Here is a 17,658-nt window from a genome sequence, read left to right on the forward strand (position 1 = left end):
ACGCCTTACTTTCGATAACTTCCATTTTATTTCGAAACTTTCATTTATCAGATCGAAATCACAAAAAAACATTCCGAAAGCCTATAAATTCTTTCACAGAAAACAAACGAAAGATTTCGGAGGAAGGATGTTTATCATTTCAGGCAGAACAATGCTAAAGAAGGCGCAGCAGGAAGGTTATGCTGTGCCGGCGTTTAACATCCACAACCTGGAGACATTGCAAGTGGTGGTGGAAACCGCCGCAGAATTGCGCTCTCCGCTGATTGTCGCCGGTACGCCAGGCACCTTTAGCTATGCAGGCGTCGGTAATATCGTGGCTATCGCCGCAGAACTGGCGAAAAGCTGGAACCATCCTCTCGCGGTACATCTCGATCATCATGAAAAACTGGCCGACATCAAAATGAAAGTCGCCGCTGGGGTACGCTCGGTCATGATCGACGGGTCGCATTTCCCCTTTGCCGACAATATTGCGCTGGTGAAAAGCGTGGTTGATTACTGTCATCGCTACGATGTCAGCGTTGAAGCTGAACTTGGGCGTCTCGGCGGGCAGGAAGACGATCTTATCGTTGACGGTAAAGATGCGCTTTATACCCATCCGGAACAGGCCCGGGAATTTGTAGAAAAAACGGGTATCGACTCGTTAGCCATTGCTATCGGCACCGCTCATGGCCTCTACACCGCTGAACCAAAACTTGATTTTGAACGACTGACGGAAATTCGTCAGCGGGTTGATGTCCCCTTAGTCCTTCACGGCGCCTCTGGCCTGCCGACCCGCGATATTACCCGCGCTATTTCGCTGGGCATCTGCAAAGTTAACGTCGCCACCGAGCTAAAAATCGCCTTTTCCGGCGCGCTTAAAAACTATTTAACGCAACACGCAGAGGCCAGCGATCCCCGCCATTACATGATCCCGGCGAAAGCGGCCATGAAAGAGGTTGTACGTAAAGTGATTGCCGACTGCGGTTGTGAAGGGAAGCTCTAAAGCCCCCGGATTTAGCACGGCAAAGGGCGTTTTCATAGCTGGATCACGAAAGCCATTATTATCCTTTGCCTTCAAACCAAAAATATTATGAAGATAAACAAAAGATATCGGAGCCAGAAGTGAAAGAAATAATTTCTCGTCACAAAGCAGGGGAACAGATAGGGATCTGTTCCGTATGTTCAGCACACCCGCTGGTGATTGAATCCGCATTACGTTTTGATCTGAATAGCGGGAACAAAGTTCTGATCGAAGCGACCTCTAACCAGGTTAATCAGTTTGGCGGTTATACCGGCATGAAACCGGCTGACTTTCGTGATTTTGTCTATGGCATCGCCCAGGAAGTGGGTTTTCCACGAGAACGGCTTATTTTAGGCGGCGATCACCTGGGACCTAACTGCTGGCAAAACGAACCTGCAGATACGGCGATGGAAAAATCCGTCGAACTCATTAAGGCTTACGTCGCTGCCGGGTTTAGCAAAATCCATCTTGATGCCTCTATGTCCTGCGCTGACGACCCGACGCCGCTGGACCCAATGGTTGTCGCTAAACGCGCCGCCCTGCTTTGCCAGGCAGCGGAAACGACGGCGACCGACGAACAAAAACGCCATTTAACCTATGTTATCGGCACTGAAGTTCCGGTTCCTGGCGGGGAAGCCAGCGCCATTAACGCCGTGCATGTTACCCGCGAACAGGATGCGGCCCGCACGCTGCAAACGCATCAGGCTGCTTTTCGCGCCCTGGGGCTGGAGGAGGCATTGAACCGGGTTATCGCGATTGTCGTACAGCCGGGCGTTGAATTTGATCATACCCAGATTATTCATTATCAGCCGCAGGCGGCACAGGCGCTCTCCGCATGGATAAAAGAAACGCCGATGGTCTATGAAGCGCATTCGACTGATTATCAGACGCGACAGGCCTACCGTGCGCTGGTACGCGATCATTACGCCATTCTGAAGGTCGGCCCGGCGCTCACTTTCGCGCTGCGCGAAGCCATTTTCGCACTTGCGCAAATGGAAAACGAGCTGATCTCCCCGGAACAACGTAGTCGGGTACTGGAGGTCATTGATGAAGTTATGCTAAACGAGCCAGGCTACTGGAAAAAATACTACCGTCCAACCTGGAGCCAGGCGATGGTCGACATCCACTTTAGTTTGTCTGACCGTATTCGCTATTACTGGCCGCACCCGCGTATTCGTCAAAGCGTAGAGAAGTTAATCGCCAATCTGAACAACGTCACATTGCCGCTGGGATTAATTAGCCAGTTTATGCCCGTACAGTTTGAACGCCTGTCTGAGGGCGTGCTCCCCCCCACGCCGCATAACCTGATTATTGACAAAATTCAGGATGTTCTGCGCGCTTATCGCTTCGGTTGCACGCCGGATGCCGCCTGAATAATGGAGAATTTATGAGCCAACTATTTGTCCGAACCGGAATCACATTCGACTCGAGCCAACAGGCGCTGGCGCACATTGGCAAAGAGATGCTGGCGAAAGGCGTGGTACATGATAGTTATCCGCAGGCGCTGGTGGAACGTGAAGCGTCTTTTCCTACCGGCATTGCGCTGGAGCGTCACGCCGTCGCTATCCCTCATTGCGAGGCGGTTCATGCGAAATCACCCGCTATCTATCTGATTCGTCCAGATAAGCCGGTCATGTTTCAACAGGCGGATGATGACGAAGAGATTGCCGTTTCGTTAATCATCGCCTTAATCGTTGAAAACCCGGCGGCACAGCTAAAACTTCTGCGCCGCCTGTTTAGTGAGCTACAGAACCCAAGCACCCTCGATGCCCTGTTAAGCGCGCCGGATGCCGAACTGGCGATACGCTTTCAGGAAACCATCCTTGAGCCTGAGCAATGCGTCCAGGTTTGATAATAAATTGATAATAATGAGGAATACCCTATGAAACGTAAAGTAATTGTGGCCTGTGGTGGTGCGGTTGCAACCTCAACGATGGCTGCGGAAGAAATTAAAGAGCTGTGTGATGCCAACCATATTGAGCTCGACTTAGTGCAATGCCGGGTCACCGAAATCGAAACCTATATGGACGGCGCCGATCTTATCTGTACCACTGCCAGGGTCGATCGCGCCTTTGGCGATATTCCCGTCGTTCACGGTATGCCTTTTGTTTCCGGCGTGGGTATTGAAGCATTACAGCAAAAAATTCTGTCCATTCTCATGGGGTAACGTATGTTTAGCGAAATAATGCGTTATATCCTCGACTTAGGCCCAACGGTGATGTTGCCTCTGGTGATCATCGTGTTCTCTAAACTGCTGGGAATGAAGCTTGGGGATTGTTTTAAATCGGGTTTGCATATTGGTATCGGCTTCGTGGGTATTGGTCTGGTCATCGGCCTGATGCTGGATTCTATCGGCCCCGCGGCGAAAGCCATGGCGGAACATTTCCAAATCAATCTCCACGTTATTGACGTCGGCTGGCCAGGTTCATCGCCCATGACCTGGGCGTCACAAATCGCGCTGGTCGCGATCCCTGTCGCCATCGGGGTTAACGTCCTGATGCTGGTGACCCGCATGACCCGCGTGGTGAATGTCGATATCTGGAATATCTGGCACATGACCTTCACGGGCGCCATGCTGCATCTGGCGACCGGTTCATACTGGCTGGGGATTCTGGGCGTTGTGGTTCATGCCGCCTTTGTCTACAAACTGGGGGACTGGTTTGCCAAAGATACCCGAGACTATTTTGGCCTCGAGGGGATTGCAATCCCACACGGCTCATCCGCGTACCTGGGCCCCGTGGCGGTGCTCGTTGATACCATTATCGAAAAAATTCCGGGTCTCAATCGTATTCACTTTAGCGCAGACGATGTCCAGAAACGCTTCGGACCGTTTGGCGAGCCGGTGACTGTCGGCTTCGTGATGGGGCTGGTGATTGGTGTACTGGCAGGCTACGACGCCAAAGCCGTTCTGCAACTGGCGGTCAAAACCGCAGCGGTGATGCTGCTTATGCCACGCGTCATTAAACCTATTATGGATGGCCTAACGCCTATCGCCAAACATGCGCGTAAACGTCTACAGGCCAAATTTGGCGGGCAGGAGTTCCTGATAGGCCTTGATCCAGCGCTACTGCTCGGTCATACCTCTGTTGTCTCCGCGAGCCTGATATTCATTCCGCTGACCATCCTGATTGCCGTCTTAGTACCGGGGAACCAGGTGCTGCCGTTCGGCGACCTCGCCACCATCGGTTTCTTTATTGCGATGGCGGTCGCGGTACACCAGGGCAACCTGTTCCGCACGCTGATTTCAGGTGTCATTATCATGGGTATGATAGCCACCCAGACGATTGGCCTGCATACCCAACTGGCTGCCAATGCCGGAGCGCTAAAAGCAGGCGGACAAGTCGCCTCGCTGGATCAGGGCGGTTCTCCCATCACCTGGCTGCTGATTCAACTTTTTACCTGGCAGAATATCGTCGGCTTCGCCGTCATTGCCATTATCTATCTGGCCGGCGTACTGCTGACCTGGCGTCGCGCCCGACAGTTTGTCGCGGCTGAGAAAGCCACGGCGCTACAGCAAAGTCAAATCGCCTCTTAATTTTAGGGGAGCAATCGCTCCCCTCACCTTCCTGGAGAATGTTATGAAATCAGTGGTTATTCACGCTGAGGGAGACGTGCGCGTTGAAGAACGCCCCTTACCACAACTGCAAGCCGAGGACGATGTGTTGGTCAAAGTCGTTAGCTCAGGGCTTTGCGGGTCAGATATCCCGCGTATTTTCGCGCAGGGCGCCCATTATTATCCTATTACGTTAGGTCATGAATTCAGCGGCTACGTTGAATCCTACGGCACAGGCGTAACGGATATGCAGCCCGGCGATGCCGTCGCTTGTGTCCCGCTTCTTCCCTGCTTTCACTGTCCGCAATGCGAACGCGGTTACTTTTCTTTATGCAAACAGTATCAGTTTGTAGGATCGCGCAGCGAAGGCGGTAATGCGGAATATGTGGTGGTCAAACGGGCCAATCTTTTCCGCTTGCCGTCTGATATGCCGATTGAAGATGGCGCGTTTATCGAACCGATTACCGTGGGCTTACACGCCTTTCATCTGGCGCAGGGCTGCGAGGGGAAAAACGTAATTATCGTTGGTGCCGGGACAATTGGCCTGCTGGCCTTACAGTGCGCGCGGGAACTGGGCGCGCGAAGCGTAACGGCGATTGATATCAATCCGCAGAAACTGGAACTTGCGAAAGCGCTCGGCGCAACGCATACCTGTAATAGCCGGGAAATGACCGCCGACGACATCCAGACCGCGTTGTCCGACATTCAGTTTGATCAACTGGTTCTCGAAACGGCAGGAACTCCCCAGACCGTCTCGCTGGCTATCGATATCGCCGGGCCGCGCGCGCAACTGGCGCTGGTGGGGACGTTACATCACGATCTCACCCTGACAACGCGTACATTCGGGCTAATTTTGCGTAAAGAGCTCACGCTCCTCGGCAGTTGGATGAACTACTCCGCGCCATGGCCAGGAGAAGAATGGGAAACCGCAGCGCGCCTGTTGGCTGAAAAACGTCTTCAACTGACCCCTCTCATTGCCCATCGCGGCGATGCGGAAAGCTTTGCAGAAGCAGTCAAAGCGCTTAATGGCGCGCCCATGCAGGGCAAAATCTTACTTCAACTTTCCTGATGGTACGAGCCAGCAACCTGCGCTGGCTCACATTTCCTTTCGAAATTTAGCGTTCACCTTTCGCAATCCTTCGTTTAAACTAGTTACAGTTAATTATCAGGCAAATCAATATGAACTCATTTGAGCGAAGAAATAAAATTGTCGACCTGATTAATACGCAAGGCAGCGTGCTGGTGATGGACCTTTCAAATACCTTTGGTATTTCTGAAGTGACTATCCGTGCTGACCTGCGTCTGCTGGAAGAGAAAGGCCTTGTCACCCGTTTTCATGGCGGCGCGGCAAAACCGGGAAGTCATCTGGCGGAAGGCGACAATCAGGAAGTCATTCTGGAAGATCGGTATCAACTCGCCAGCGATCCGAAAAAGCGGATTGCCCAGGCGGCTGCGGCAATGGTTGAAGAAGGAATGACCATCATTCTGGATAGCGGGAGCACAACATTACTGATTGCGGAAGCGCTCGCGCGAAAAAGCAATATTACGGTGATCACTAACAGCTTGCCTGCCGCTTTTACGCTATCAGAAAATAAAGATCTCACGCTGGTGGTTTGCGGCGGTACGGTACGGCATAAAACCCACTCAATGCACGGCACGATTGCGGAACGATCGCTACACGGCATCAGCGCCGATGTCATGTTTGTCGGGGCGGATGGTATTGATGCGACAAACGGTATTACCACGTTTAACGAAGGTTATTCCATTAGCGGCGTCATGGCGGCGGCGGCACACAAAGTTATCGCGGTACTGGACGCGACCAAATTTAACCGTCGCGGCTTTAACCAGGTATTGCCGATGGACAAGATCGACTGTGTGATAACCGATGACACTATCAGCAAACAGGATAAAGCGGCATTAGCGAAAACAGGCGTGGAACTAATGATCGTCTAAAAAGGAGTCGGTTATGCGTTGCTGATCGCGAGAGTAAGCCCGAAGGAAAGGCCCGGCCCGCTATCACCGCCCAATGCCCCCATCAATTTACCCACATCAATCACCTGATTGAGTATTAACGCGATGGCGATAAAAGGCGGTTCCCGGGCGCTCGCTTTTACTCTTCCTGCTGCTCCAGCGCGTACTTATACAGCGCATTTTTCTTCACGCCGTGAATTTCTGCTGCCAGCGCCGCCGCTTTTTTCAGCGGCAGTTCTGCCTGTAGCAGCGCCAGCGTGCGCAGCGCGTCGGCGGGCAGGTCGTCTTCTTGCGCTTTATGGCCTTCGACAATCAGCACCATTTCGCCTTTGCGGCGGTTTTCATCTTCTTTGACCCACGCCAGCAGCTCGCCGACCGGCGCGCCGTGAATGGTTTCCCAGGTTTTGGTCAGCTCACGCGCCAGCACCACGTAGCGGGATTCGCCCCACACGTCCACCATATCTTCCAGGCTATCCAGCAGACGATGGGTGGACTCATAAAAAATCAGCGTTCGCGGCTCCGCTTCAACCGCCTTCAGCGCATCACGGCGACCTTTGGATTTCGCCGGTAAAAAGCCTTCATAGCAGAAACGGTCGGATGGCAGGCCAGCGGCGCTCAGGGCGGCAATCGCCGCACACGGCCCCGGTAGCGGCACCACGCGAATCCCCGCTTCGCGACAAGTACGCACCAGATGGTAGCCCGGATCGTTAATCAGCGGCGTACCGGCGTCGGAAACCAGCGCAATGTTCTGCCCTTCTTTTAGCTTCGCGACCAGCGTTTCCGCTTTTTGTTGTTCGTTATGGTCATGCAACGCGAACAGCCGGGCGTTAATCGCGAAATGTTGCAGTAATAAACCGGTATGACGAGTGTCTTCAGCGGCAATTAAATCAACGGCTTGTAAAACTTCGAGCGCGCGTTGAGTAATATCAGCCAAATTCCCGATAGGAGTAGGTACAATAAAGAGTTGGCCCTGAGAATTATCCGCCGATTCGTTTTGTTTCATTGTGTCGTCCGTATTGCCGATTTAATATTGAGCATTGCGTAAAAAAATATCACTGGATACAGTATGGTACCCTCAACATTTTCTCGTTTGAACGCCGCGCGCGCGCTGCCTGTCGTCCTGGCTGCGCTACTTTTCGCCGGGTGCGGCACCCAGGCGCCAGATCAAAGCGCAGCCTATATGCAGGGTTCAGCGCAAGCTGACTCCGCCTTTTACCTGCATCAGATGCAGCAAAGCGCAGATGATAGCAAGACCAACTGGCAATTACTCGCCATTCATGCACTGCTGAAAGAAGGAAAAAGCCAGCAGGCCGTCGACCTGTTCAACCAACTCCCGCAAAATCTGAACGATGCCCAGCGTCGCGAACAGTCTTTATTAGCGGTAGAGATCAAACTGGCGCAAAAAGATGTCGCAGGCGCGCAGGCCTTGCTGGATAAACTAAAACCCGCCGACTTTGCGCCACATCAGCAAGCACGTTACTGGCAGGCGCAGATCATTGCCAGCCAGGGACGCCCGTCGCTTACCCTGTTGCGGGCGTTAATCGCCCAGGAACCGCTACTGGCGGCGAAAGATAAACAAAAAAATATCGACGCCACCTGGCAGGCGCTCTCCGCCATGACGCCGGATCAGGCCAGGACGCTGGTTATCAACGCCGATGAAAATGTGCTTCAGGGCTGGCTGGATCTGCAACGCGTCTGGTTTGACAACCGCAACGATCCAGACATGCTGAAAGCTGGGATCGCCGACTGGCAAAAACGCTACCCGCAAAATCCGGGGGCGAAAATGCTGCCGACGCAGCTCGTCAATGTGCAACGTTTTAAACCAGCTTCCACCAGCAAAATCGCTCTGCTGCTGCCGCTGAACGGTCAGGCTGCCGTGTTTGGCCGTACCATCCAGCAAGGTTTCGAAGCCGCGAAAAACCTCGGCACCCAGGCGGTAGAGATGCAGCCTGCCGCCGCGCCTGATGCGCCAGTAGAACCTGGCGTGGAGGAGACGCAGCCACAAATGACCAACGGCGTCGCCAGTCCGTCGCAGGCCTCGGTGAGCGATCTGACTGATGACGCTCCATCCCAGTCCGCTACGCCAGTCAGCGCGCCACAAACTCCCCCTGCTACAGCAAGCGCGCCGGCGGATCCCTCCGCTGAATTAAAAATCTACGATACCTCTTCCCAGCCGTTGGATCAGGTGCTCGCTCAGGTTCAGCAAGACGGCGCCAGTATCGTGGTCGGGCCGCTGTTGAAAAACAATGTGGAAGCGCTGATGAAAAGCAACACGCCGCTCAACGTGCTGGCGCTCAACCAGCCGGAAACTGTACGTAGCTTCCCTAATATCTGCTATTTCGCGCTCTCTCCTGAAGATGAAGCCCGTGACGCGGCGCATCATATTTATGACCAGGGCAAGCAGTCGCCGCTGCTGTTGATCCCACGCAGCGCGCTTGGCGATCGCGTGGCGAACGCCTTCACCCAGGAGTGGCAAAAACTGGGCGGCGGCATCGTGTTACAGCAAAAATTCGGCTCCGTAGCCGAGCTGAAAATGGGCGTGAACGGCGGCGCGGGTATCGCGTTGACGGGCAGTCCGGTCGCCGCCAGCGTGCCTGCGCAGCCTGGCGTCACCATTGGCGGTCTGACCATCCCTGCGCCGCCGACCGACGCGCAAATCACCGGCGGCGGACGCGTAGACGCGGTCTATATTCTGGCTACGCCGGAAGAGATTGGCTTTATCAAACCGATGATCGCCATGCGTAACGGCACCCAGAGCGGCGCGACGCTGTATGCCAGCTCCCGTAGCGCGCAAGGCACCTCCGGCCCCGACTTCCGTCTGGAGATGGAAGGTTTACAATACAGTGAAATTCCTATGCTGGCAGGCGGCAATATGCCGTTGATGCAGCAGGCGCTGAGCGCTGTACATAACGACTATTCTCTGGCGCGGATGTACGCCATGGGCGTGGATGCCTGGACGCTGGCGAACCACTTTTCGCAGATGCGTCAGGTGCAGGGGTTTGAGATCAATGGTAATACCGGCGCATTAACTGCCAGCCCGGATTGTGTGATTAACAGGAAGTTATCATGGCTCAAATACCAGCAAGGGGAGATTGTTCCCGCCAGCTAACGCGTAAACAGGCTGGCGACGCGTGGGAAGCTGCCGCGCGTCGCTGGCTGGAAAGCAAAGGACTGCGGTTTATCGCCGCCAACGTGCGCGAGCGCGGCGGCGAAATCGATCTGATCATGCGCGACGGAAAAACGACGGTTTTTGTTGAGGTCCGCTATCGGCGCTCCGGGCTTTATGGCGGCGCGGCGGCTAGTGTGACTCGCAGCAAGCAACACAAATTATTACATACTGCCCGCTTGTGGCTCGCCCGCCAGAATGGGAGTTTTGATACTGTGGATTGTCGGTTCGATGTGTTAGCCTTCACCGGAAATGAGATTGAGTGGTTTCGGGATGCGTTTAACGACCACTCATAATTGAAGATTTTAAGGATTAGCGTGCTCGAAAGAATCAAAGTTTGCTTTACAGAAAGCATTCAAACTCAAATTGCTGCGGCGGAAGCGCTTCCGGATGCCATTTCCCGCGCCGCCATGACGCTGGTTCATTCCCTGCTTAACGGCAACAAAATCCTCTGTTGTGGAAACGGGACGTCCGCGGCCAACGCACAGCATTTTGCTGCCAGCATGATTAACCGCTTTGAAACGGAGCGACCCAGTTTACCCGCCATTGCACTAAATACCGATAATGTGGTCTTAACTGCGATCGCTAACGATCGCCTGCACGATGAAGTTTATGCAAAACAAGTCCGGGCGCTGGGACATGCAGGCGATGTTTTATTGGCGATCTCTACGCGTGGTAATAGTCGCGATATCGTAAAAGCCGTTGAAGCAGCCGTCACACGTGACATGACCATTGTGGCGCTAACCGGGTATGACGGGGGCGAGCTGGCCGGACTATTAGGGCCGCAGGATGTCGAAATTCGTATCCCTTCACACCACAGCGCGCGCATTCAGGAAATGCATATGCTGACGGTAAACTGCCTGTGCGATTTGATCGATAACACGCTTTTTCCTCACCAGGATGATTAAGGAGTACACATGAAGGCATTTTCGCCGCTCGCAGTCCTTATTTCTGCGTTGCTATTGCAAGGTTGCGTCGCCGCCGCGGTAGTGGGTACGGCAGCCGTCGGCACCAAAGCCGCAACCGACCCGCGTAGCGTGGGCACCCAGGTGGATGACGGAACGCTGGAACTGCGTGTCAGCAGCGCACTGTCGAAAGATGAGCAAATCAAAAAAGAGACGCGCATCAATGTCACGGCTTATCAGGGCAAAGTTTTGTTAGTGGGCCAGTCGCCAAACAGCGAACTCTCCGCACGCGCTAAACAGATAGCGATGGGCGTTGAAGGCACCACCGAGGTCTATAACGAGATTCGCCAGGGTCAGCCTATCGGCCTGGGGACCGCCTCTAACGATACCTGGATCACCACGAAAGTTCGTTCACAGCTACTGACCAGCGATCAGGTAAAATCGTCAAATGTGAAAGTTACCACCGAAAATGGCGAAGTATTCCTGCTGGGCCTGGTGACTGAACGTGAAGGAAAAGCGGCAGCGGACATCGCCAGCCGGGTGAGCGGCGTGAAACGCGTGACCACCGCCTTTACGTATATTAAGTAACCGGTGTGCCGGGTGGCGATAAGAATGTGTAAACCGCGTCGCCATCCGGTAAATCATCCGGCTTCGCTACTCCGCTTTTTCCCGCAGTTGCGATGAGGTCAGAATCGTCACGCCTTCTTGTGCTGGCGCCAGCGCTTCCGCCAGCATGGCCCGCGCCACATCCCGCGCATCAATCGATTTCCAGTTTCCTGGCAACAGCCGGAATAGCGGAGCGAAAAGCGTTTCATTCACCCGCCGCGTTGTTCTGTCGCCGAGCAGCATAGAAGGCCGGGCAATCGTCAAACGAGGCCAATTTTGCGCGATTAACGCCTCTTCCATTTCTCCTTTCACCCGATTGTAGAAAAACGGAGAGTGCGCGTTTGCTCCCATTGCGCTGACCACCAACATGTGCTGCGCGCCCAGTCGACGCCCGGTCAGCGCGGTATCAACCACCAGCGTATAATCCGCATGAATAAACGCCGCTTTACTTCCCGCTTCACGCCGGGTCGTGCCCAGGCAGCAAAAAACAATATCTACCGGGTCGGTCACCTGAGCTAACGCGTCGGTAAGCTGCGGATCGTGAGGGTTATAAACGCCGACAATATCCGTCAGCGGACGACGCGTCGGCGCGGCGATAGCGCTCACCTGCGGCGTGTTGATTAACATTCTCAGCAGATGTCCGCCGACCAGTCCGGTCGCGCCGGTAATCAGTACCTGACTCATCCTCGCTCCTTTACAGATTTGTCCACCTTGCACTCTCGGCCCTATCGACCAGGCTTAATAGTCTACGAGGTAAGTATCCATCATTGTGGAAAATTTGCCTTACCCGACGCCACCACTGCGGAGGAAACGCATGAGTAAGAAAATTGCCGTTTTGATTACCGATGAATTTGAAGATTCAGAATTTACCTCGCCGGCAGCAGAATTCCGTCAGGCCGGCCATGAGGTCATCACCATCGAAAAAGAGGCGGGTAAAACGGTGAAAGGAAAAAAAGGCGAGGCCAGCGTCACCATTGATAAGGCTATTGATGACGTTCGCCCCGACGAGTTCGACGCCTTGCTATTGCCGGGAGGTCATTCGCCGGACTACCTGCGCGGCGACAGCCGTTTCGTGGATTTTACCCGCGATTTCGTTAACAGCGGTAAACCGGTTTTTGCCATTTGCCACGGCCCACAGTTGTTGATCAGCGCCGATGTCATTCGTGGCCGCAAACTCACGGCGGTGAAACCGATTATTATCGATGTGAAGAATGCGGGCGCGGAATTTTACGATCAGGAAGTCGTCGTCGATAAAGATCAGCTGGTGACCAGCCGCACGCCTGACGACCTGCCGGCATTTAACCGCGAGGCGCTACGCCTGCTGGGCGCGTGAGTCGCGTAACCAGTGCAGTTTTTTACCAAACCCCAGCGTGTTGTCGGTGAATTTAATTTCATCCAGCCGGATTTCCCATACCGGCGCTGGCAGCACCCTGGCGACCGGGAAGCGACGAAGGTAAGCTTTACGCGCGGCGTCGCTCTCCTGCCCCTCCAGACGGCGAATTACCCCTTTAAACTGTACGCCGCGAATGCGCGTCACCGTTTTCGGCTGACCATTGACCGTTCCCGCAACTGGCGCGCACGCGCCGGACATTTGCGCATGGCGGGTTTTATCATCCGTTAACAGATACAGCGCGACGTTTTGCGCATCGAACAAATAAAACGCATTGGCGCACCACAGCTCTCCCTCATGGTGTACGCACCAGGTCACCACGTGTTGTTTCGCCAGCCAACGGCCAATAGCGGTAAGTGTGTCCATCTTTATTCTCGCTTATACTGGGAATCTGAAAATTATCATGCTGATGGCGACAATGACACCCTGGTATCTGTATCTGATTCGTACCGCAGACAATGCGCTTTACACCGGAATAACCACCGATGTGGCGCGTCGTTACAGGCAGCATCAAACGGGAAAAGGCGCAAAAGCATTACGGGGAAAAGGCGAGTTAACGCTGGCGTTTGCGGCGCAGGTCGGCGATCGCTCGCTGGCCCTGCGCATAGAGTATCGCATCAAACAGCTCACAAAGCGCCAGAAGGAGCGCCTTGTGACGGAACGCGAAGCGTTTGAGGCGCTGCTGTCCAGCCTGCAAACGCCGGTGCTTAAAAACGATTGAAGTGGTCGTGATACTCCACCAGCCCCGTCACGCCTTCCAGCGCATCCTCAGCCAAACGGTGTACCTGGAAAGCGCTTTCCGTACCGGGCCAACGGCAGTGAAGATCGTAATGCGCGGCCAGTTCAAAACCGAAGCGGCTATATAACGCCGGGTCGCCCAACGTCACGACCGCCGCGTAGCCGAACTCGTTGAGCGAATCCAGCCCTTCATACACTAACTGGCGCGCCAGCCCTTGCCCGCGATACTTTTCATCGACCGCCAGCGGCGCCATGCCGACCCACTGTAAATCTTCGCCCTGCACATCAACCGGACTAAAGGCGACATAGCCCACCACCTGGCCTTCATCATCCGTGGCCACCAGTCCGAGCGTCAGAAAACCATCTTCACGCAAATCGTGAACCAGCTTCGCTTCCGCATCGCTTTCGAATGAACGGCGTAACAGCGCATCAATACCAGGCGCATCAATGGGAATTTCTACTCGAATTAGCATGGTTCACCTACCGAGGTCTGTTTGGTTTCCGGCGAGTTTTTCATTCCCGCCTCAACAAAATCCGCCAGTTGCAGCAGCATAACGCGTAACGCTTTCGGCATCTGCTCCAGTTCGATGGCGTCCATCAGATTCTTCACATACAACCCTAACTCAGTATCGCCTTCAATGACCAGTCGACGCTGGAAAAAGAGCGTATCCGGGTCCTGTTTACGGGCAGCTATCATTAGCAGATCGCTGGCGTCGGCGCTAAAACTGACGTCGGCATCCGCCTGCTGGCTAACGATCAGCTTTTCATTTTCAACCGTGGTATACCATTTTAAGTCGATGTCACGAACATGAATGCTTAACCAACGACCTTCGAGGAATTCCAGCTCTCCATCGGCCAGCGCCTGACGAAACTGCCAGCTCAGAACCTGTTCCAGAACCTGGCGCTTTAGCGCAAAGGGCGTCAGTTTAACCGGTACACTCATCAGAGACGGGCCAGCATGGACTAAGCGTGAACGCAGTTTATCTAACACGAGCTTTACTCCCTGTTTCAATAGTCCTGTTATTTTGCCATATCCAATAAATCACATGGCGGCGTAAATCAACAATTGGGTCTGATTTTCTACCCCATTATTGGTGTTACCAATACGCCTTTAACTGCCTTAAATCAAAAATTGTCGCAGCAAGGTTAACTAAAATCCCTGTTCGTTAACAATTTTGCGTCTCAGACGTAACCCTCAGGATAAATTATGGAGCTGCTCTGCCCTGCCGGAAATCTCCCGGCGCTGAAGGCGGCCATCGAAAACGGCGCTGACGCCGTTTATATCGGGTTAAAAGACGATACCAATGCCCGTCATTTTGCCGGCCTTAACTTTACCGAAAAAAAATTGCAGGAAGCGGTGAGTTTTGTTCACCAGCATCGCCGCAAATTACACATCGCCATTAATACTTTTGCGCATCCGGACGGCTATGCCCGCTGGCAGCGCGCCGTGGATATGGCGGCGCAGCTTGGCGCCGACGCGTTGATTCTCGCCGACCTCGCTATGCTGGAATATGCCGCAGAGCGTTACCCGCATATTGAGCGCCATGTTTCCGTTCAGGCCTCGGCAACCAACGAAGAGGCGATTCGCTTTTATCACCGCAACTTTGATGTCCACCGCGTAGTACTGCCGCGTGTACTGTCGATTCACCAGGTAAAACAACTGGCCCGCGTCACGCCGGTGCCGCTGGAGGTATTCGCGTTTGGCAGCCTGTGCATTATGGCGGAAGGTCGCTGCTATCTTTCTTCTTATCTGACGGGGGAGTCGCCCAATACCGTCGGCGCCTGCTCGCCCGCCCGCTTTGTCCGTTGGCAGCAAACGCCGCAGGGGCTGGAATCGCGCCTGAATGATGTCCTGATTGACCGTTACCAGGATGGCGAAAACGCGGGCTACCCAACGCTGTGTAAAGGCCGCTATTTAGTGGACGGCGAGCGCTATCACGCGCTGGAGGAGCCAACCAGCCTGAACACGCTGGAACTACTGCCGGAGCTCATGGCGGCGAACATCGCTTCGGTGAAGATCGAAGGTCGCCAGCGCAGCCCGGCCTATGTCAGCCAGGTGGCGAAAGTGTGGCGCCAGGCGATCGATCGCTGCAAAGCCGCCCCGCAAAACTTCGCTCCACAGCGCGACTGGATGGAGACGCTCGGCGCGATGTCCGAAGGCACCCAAACCACGCTTGGCGCATATCACCGTAAATGGCAGTGAGAGGAGCTATGAAATATTCCTTAGGACCGGTGCTTTATTACTGGCCGAAAGAGACGCTGGAAGATTTTTATCAGCAGGCCGCAAAAAGCAGCGCTGATGTCATTTATTTGGGTGAAGCGGTGTGCAGCAAGCGTCGCGCTACCAAAGTCGGCGACTGGCTGGAAATGGCGAAATCCCTCGCCGCCAGCGGTAAGCAGGTGGCGCTCTCCACCCTGGCGCTGGTACAGGCGTCATCTGAATTAAGCGAGCTGAAACGCTATGTGGACAACGGCGATTTTCTGCTGGAAGCCAGCGATCTTGGCGTGGTGAATCTGTGCGCCGAGCGCAAACTGCCGTTTGTCGCCGGCCATGCGCTGAATTGCTACAACGCGGTCACGCTGCGCCGGTTGCTGAAAGAAGGCATGGTACGCTGGTGTATGCCGGTGGAGCTGTCCCGCGACTGGCTGGTGAATTTGCTTAATCAGTGCGATGAACTGGGCATCCGCAATCAGTTTGAAGTGGAAGTGTTGAGCTACGGGCATCTGCCGCTGGCCTACTCCGCTCGCTGCTTTACCGCCCGTTCGGAAGACCGCCCGAAAGATGAGTGCGAAACCTGCTGTATCAAGTATCCAAACGGTCGTGACGTGCTCTCGCAAGAGAATCAGCAGGTGTTTGTGCTTAACGGTATTCAGACCATGAGCGGCTATGTCTATAACCTTGGCAACGAACTGACGTCGATGCAGGGATTGGTCGATATCGTGCGCCTGTCGCCGTTGGGGACGGAGACATTTGCCATGCTTGATGCCTTTCGCGCTAACGAAAACGGCGGCGCACCATTACCGCTTGCCTCCCATAGTGACTGCAACGGCTACTGGAAGCGGCTGGCCGGGCTGGAGCTACAGGCCTAGCCGGATGGCGGCATAAAGACCTTATCGGGCCTACAAATAGCTCTCCCGTAGGCCCGATAAGCGCAGCGCTATCGGGCATTGTTTTGCCGTCAGTCTCATAAAGCTCACTTTGTTAACAACATTCGCTAATCTTTAATGCAGTATTAAAAGATTAACCGGTAACAAAGTGAGCCGTTATGACTGACAAAACTATTCCGTTCTCGGTGCTGGATCTGGCACCGATCCCTGAAGGATCTTCGGCAAAAGAAGCCTTCGCGCACTCGCTTGATCTCGCACGGCTGGCTGAAAAGCGCGGCTATCACCGCTACTGGCTGGCGGAACATCACAACATGACCGGTATCGCCAGCGCGGCGACCTCGGTATTGATTGGTTATCTGGCGGCCAATACCACAACATTACATCTTGGCTCCGGCGGCGTGATGCTGCCTAACCATTCACCGCTGGTGATTGCCGAGCAGTTCGGCACGCTGAATACGCTCTACCCGGGACGTATCGACTTAGGGTTGGGACGCGCGCCGGGTAGCGATCAGCCGACGATGCGCGCGCTGCGTCGCCATATGAGCGGCGATATCGATAACTTTCCACGCGATGTCGCAGAGCTGGTGGACTGGTTCGACGCTCGCGACCCTAATCCGCATGTGCGCCCGGTTCCCGGCTACGGCGAGAAGATCCCGGTCTGGCTGTTGGGCTCCAGCCTGTATAGCGCACAACTGGCGGCCCAGCTTGGCCTACCGTTCGCCTTTGCTTCGCATTTCGCGCCGGATATGTTGTTCCAGGCGCTGCATCTGTACCGTACCCAGTTCAAACCTTCAGCGCGGCTGGAAAAACCGTACGCGATGGTGTGTATCAATATTATCGCCGCCGACAGCAACCGCGACGCCGAATTCCTGTTTACCTCCATGCAGCAGGCTTTTGTGAAGCTACGCCGTGGGGAAACCGGCCAACTGCCGCCGCCGATTGAGAATATGGAGACCTTCTGGTCGCCATCCGAACAGTATGGCGTGCAGCAGGCGCTGAGTATGTCGCTGGTCGGCGATAAAGCGAAAGTCCGCCACGGGCTGGAATCCATCCTGCGGGAAACCCAGGCGGATGAAATTATGGTCAACGGGCAGATTTTCGACCACCAGGCGCGGCTGCATTCGTTTGATTTGGCGATGGATGTGAAGCAGGAATTGTTGGGGTAGTGCGTTGTTTTGCCCGGAGGCGCTTCGCTTACCGGGCCTACAGCATCAAGTAGGC

21 protein-coding genes are annotated in these 17,658 nt (G+C 54.5%); 16 read left to right on the forward strand and 5 right to left on the reverse strand.

All coding sequences use genetic code 11. The features are described from left to right. The first annotated feature begins 127 nt into the window (after window positions 1-127). From ACLJZ5_RS08650 to ACLJZ5_RS08680, 7 genes are all read left to right on the forward strand, one after another. The gene (locus ACLJZ5_RS08650) at window positions 128-982 is read left to right on the forward strand and encodes a tagatose bisphosphate family class II aldolase (RefSeq protein ID WP_000469979.1); all 855 of its coding nucleotides are present in this window, start codon (window positions 128-130) and stop codon (window positions 980-982) included. Between the two features lie 119 nt (window positions 983-1,101). Then, window positions 1,102-2,373, forward strand: a complete 1,272-nt coding sequence (gatZ, locus tag ACLJZ5_RS08655) for a tagatose-bisphosphate aldolase subunit GatZ (protein WP_024797477.1) — start codon at window positions 1,102-1,104, stop codon at window positions 2,371-2,373. A 14-nt stretch (window positions 2,374-2,387) separates the two neighbouring features. Then, the gene (gatA, locus tag ACLJZ5_RS08660) at window positions 2,388-2,852 is read left to right on the forward strand and encodes a PTS galactitol transporter subunit IIA (protein ID WP_000080445.1); all 465 of its coding nucleotides are present in this window, start codon (window positions 2,388-2,390) and stop codon (window positions 2,850-2,852) included. Between the two features lie 30 nt (window positions 2,853-2,882). After that, entirely contained in the window at window positions 2,883-3,167 is a 285-nt protein-coding gene (gatB, locus tag ACLJZ5_RS08665; protein ID WP_000824293.1) for a PTS galactitol transporter subunit IIB, read from the forward strand. A 3-nt stretch (window positions 3,168-3,170) separates the two neighbouring features. Continuing rightward, window positions 3,171-4,535 carry a galactitol-specific PTS transporter subunit IIC gene (locus ACLJZ5_RS08670; protein WP_410958910.1) on the forward strand — a complete coding sequence of 455 codons (1,365 nt, stop codon included), beginning with the start codon at window positions 3,171-3,173 and terminating at the stop codon, window positions 4,533-4,535. 43 nt (window positions 4,536-4,578) lie between these two features. Next, entirely contained in the window at window positions 4,579-5,622 is a 1,044-nt protein-coding gene (gene gatD, locus ACLJZ5_RS08675) for a galactitol-1-phosphate 5-dehydrogenase (RefSeq protein WP_000844174.1), read from the forward strand. A gap of 110 nt (window positions 5,623-5,732) precedes the next feature. Continuing rightward, complete coding sequence (locus ACLJZ5_RS08680; protein ID WP_001083899.1) at window positions 5,733-6,506, forward strand: DeoR/GlpR family DNA-binding transcription regulator; 774 nt, start codon at window positions 5,733-5,735, stop codon at window positions 6,504-6,506. 157 nt (window positions 6,507-6,663) lie between these two features. On the opposite strand, the gene rsmI is transcribed toward ACLJZ5_RS08680, so the two are convergent. After that, window positions 6,664-7,527: a 16S rRNA (cytidine(1402)-2'-O)-methyltransferase gene (gene rsmI / locus ACLJZ5_RS08685; protein WP_024797478.1), complete on the reverse strand. Its 864-nt coding sequence runs from the start codon at window positions 7,525-7,527 to the stop codon at window positions 6,664-6,666. Between the two features lie 63 nt (window positions 7,528-7,590). Between rsmI and ACLJZ5_RS08690 the strand changes: the two genes are divergently transcribed. The 4 genes from ACLJZ5_RS08690 to dolP are packed head-to-tail and all read left to right on the forward strand — an operon-like array spanning window position 7,591 to window position 11,183. Beyond that, window positions 7,591-9,633 carry a penicillin-binding protein activator gene (locus tag ACLJZ5_RS08690; protein WP_024797479.1) on the forward strand — a complete coding sequence of 681 codons (2,043 nt, stop codon included), beginning with the start codon at window positions 7,591-7,593 and terminating at the stop codon, window positions 9,631-9,633. Continuing rightward, window positions 9,591-9,986, forward strand: a complete 396-nt coding sequence (locus ACLJZ5_RS08695) for a YraN family protein (RefSeq protein WP_000057285.1) — start codon at window positions 9,591-9,593, stop codon at window positions 9,984-9,986. Before ACLJZ5_RS08690 ends, ACLJZ5_RS08695 begins: the two co-directional genes overlap by 43 nt. A gap of 21 nt (window positions 9,987-10,007) precedes the next feature. Further along, window positions 10,008-10,598: a DnaA initiator-associating protein DiaA gene (diaA, locus tag ACLJZ5_RS08700; RefSeq protein WP_000893481.1), complete on the forward strand. Its 591-nt coding sequence runs from the start codon at window positions 10,008-10,010 to the stop codon at window positions 10,596-10,598. 9 nt (window positions 10,599-10,607) lie between these two features. Further along, window positions 10,608-11,183, forward strand: a complete 576-nt coding sequence (gene dolP / locus ACLJZ5_RS08705) for a division/outer membrane stress-associated lipid-binding lipoprotein (RefSeq protein WP_000643280.1) — start codon at window positions 10,608-10,610, stop codon at window positions 11,181-11,183. 66 nt (window positions 11,184-11,249) lie between these two features. Here dolP and ACLJZ5_RS08710 read toward each other — a convergent pair whose 3' ends face one another. After that, entirely contained in the window at window positions 11,250-11,885 is a 636-nt protein-coding gene (locus tag ACLJZ5_RS08710; RefSeq protein ID WP_001530791.1) for an NAD(P)H-binding protein, read from the reverse strand. 130 nt (window positions 11,886-12,015) lie between these two features. Here ACLJZ5_RS08710 and yhbO point away from each other — a divergent pair, with 130 nt between their 5' ends. Then, window positions 12,016-12,534, forward strand: coding sequence for a protein/nucleic acid deglycase (gene yhbO / locus ACLJZ5_RS08715; protein WP_000037599.1), 519 nt, complete (start codon window positions 12,016-12,018; stop codon window positions 12,532-12,534). Here yhbO and ACLJZ5_RS08720 read toward each other — a convergent pair. Beyond that, entirely contained in the window at window positions 12,514-12,957 is a 444-nt protein-coding gene (locus ACLJZ5_RS08720) for a YhbP family protein (RefSeq protein ID WP_000380407.1), read from the reverse strand. The two genes, yhbO and ACLJZ5_RS08720, sit on opposite strands and share 21 nt — an antisense overlap. A 37-nt stretch (window positions 12,958-12,994) precedes the next feature. On the opposite strand from ACLJZ5_RS08720, the gene ACLJZ5_RS08725 reads away from it, so the two are divergent. Then, a complete protein-coding gene (locus ACLJZ5_RS08725; RefSeq protein ID WP_000928379.1) occupies window positions 12,995-13,312 on the forward strand; it encodes a GIY-YIG nuclease family protein in 318 nt (105 codons plus the stop codon). Here the strand turns inward: ACLJZ5_RS08725 and ACLJZ5_RS08730 are convergent. Both ACLJZ5_RS08730 and ACLJZ5_RS08735 read right to left on the reverse strand, forming a co-directional pair. Continuing rightward, window positions 13,299-13,802, reverse strand: coding sequence for a GNAT family N-acetyltransferase (locus ACLJZ5_RS08730; RefSeq protein WP_000908562.1), 504 nt, complete (start codon window positions 13,800-13,802; stop codon window positions 13,299-13,301). The genes ACLJZ5_RS08725 and ACLJZ5_RS08730 overlap by 14 nt on opposite strands. Beyond that, on the reverse strand, window positions 13,796-14,320 hold the full coding sequence (locus ACLJZ5_RS08735; protein WP_000884721.1) for an SCP2 domain-containing protein: 525 nt from the start codon (window positions 14,318-14,320) through the stop codon (window positions 13,796-13,798). The genes ACLJZ5_RS08730 and ACLJZ5_RS08735 overlap by 7 nt, the downstream gene beginning before the upstream one ends. Window positions 14,321-14,536: 216 nt before the next feature. Between ACLJZ5_RS08735 and ACLJZ5_RS08740 the strand changes: the two genes are divergently transcribed. The 3 genes from ACLJZ5_RS08740 to ACLJZ5_RS08750 all read left to right on the forward strand — a co-directional run bounded on the left by ACLJZ5_RS08740 (window position 14,537) and on the right by ACLJZ5_RS08750 (window position 17,603). Continuing rightward, window positions 14,537-15,532 carry a peptidase U32 family protein gene (locus ACLJZ5_RS08740; protein ID WP_024797480.1) on the forward strand — a complete coding sequence of 332 codons (996 nt, stop codon included), beginning with the start codon at window positions 14,537-14,539 and terminating at the stop codon, window positions 15,530-15,532. Then, window positions 15,523-16,419 (forward strand): U32 family peptidase, encoded by an 897-nt coding sequence (locus ACLJZ5_RS08745; RefSeq protein WP_001663052.1) that lies wholly within the window; start codon window positions 15,523-15,525, stop codon window positions 16,417-16,419. The genes ACLJZ5_RS08740 and ACLJZ5_RS08745 overlap by 10 nt, the downstream gene beginning before the upstream one ends. Before the next feature lie 176 nt (window positions 16,420-16,595). Beyond that, a complete protein-coding gene (locus ACLJZ5_RS08750; RefSeq protein WP_024797481.1) occupies window positions 16,596-17,603 on the forward strand; it encodes a luciferase-like monooxygenase in 1,008 nt (335 codons plus the stop codon). Window positions 17,604-17,658 lie beyond the last annotated feature (55 nt).

Origin of the sequence: Salmonella sp. 5800 (genome assembly GCF_046558195.1) — a bacterium.
Lineage (GTDB): Bacteria > Pseudomonadota > Gammaproteobacteria > Enterobacterales > Enterobacteriaceae > Salmonella > Salmonella enterica.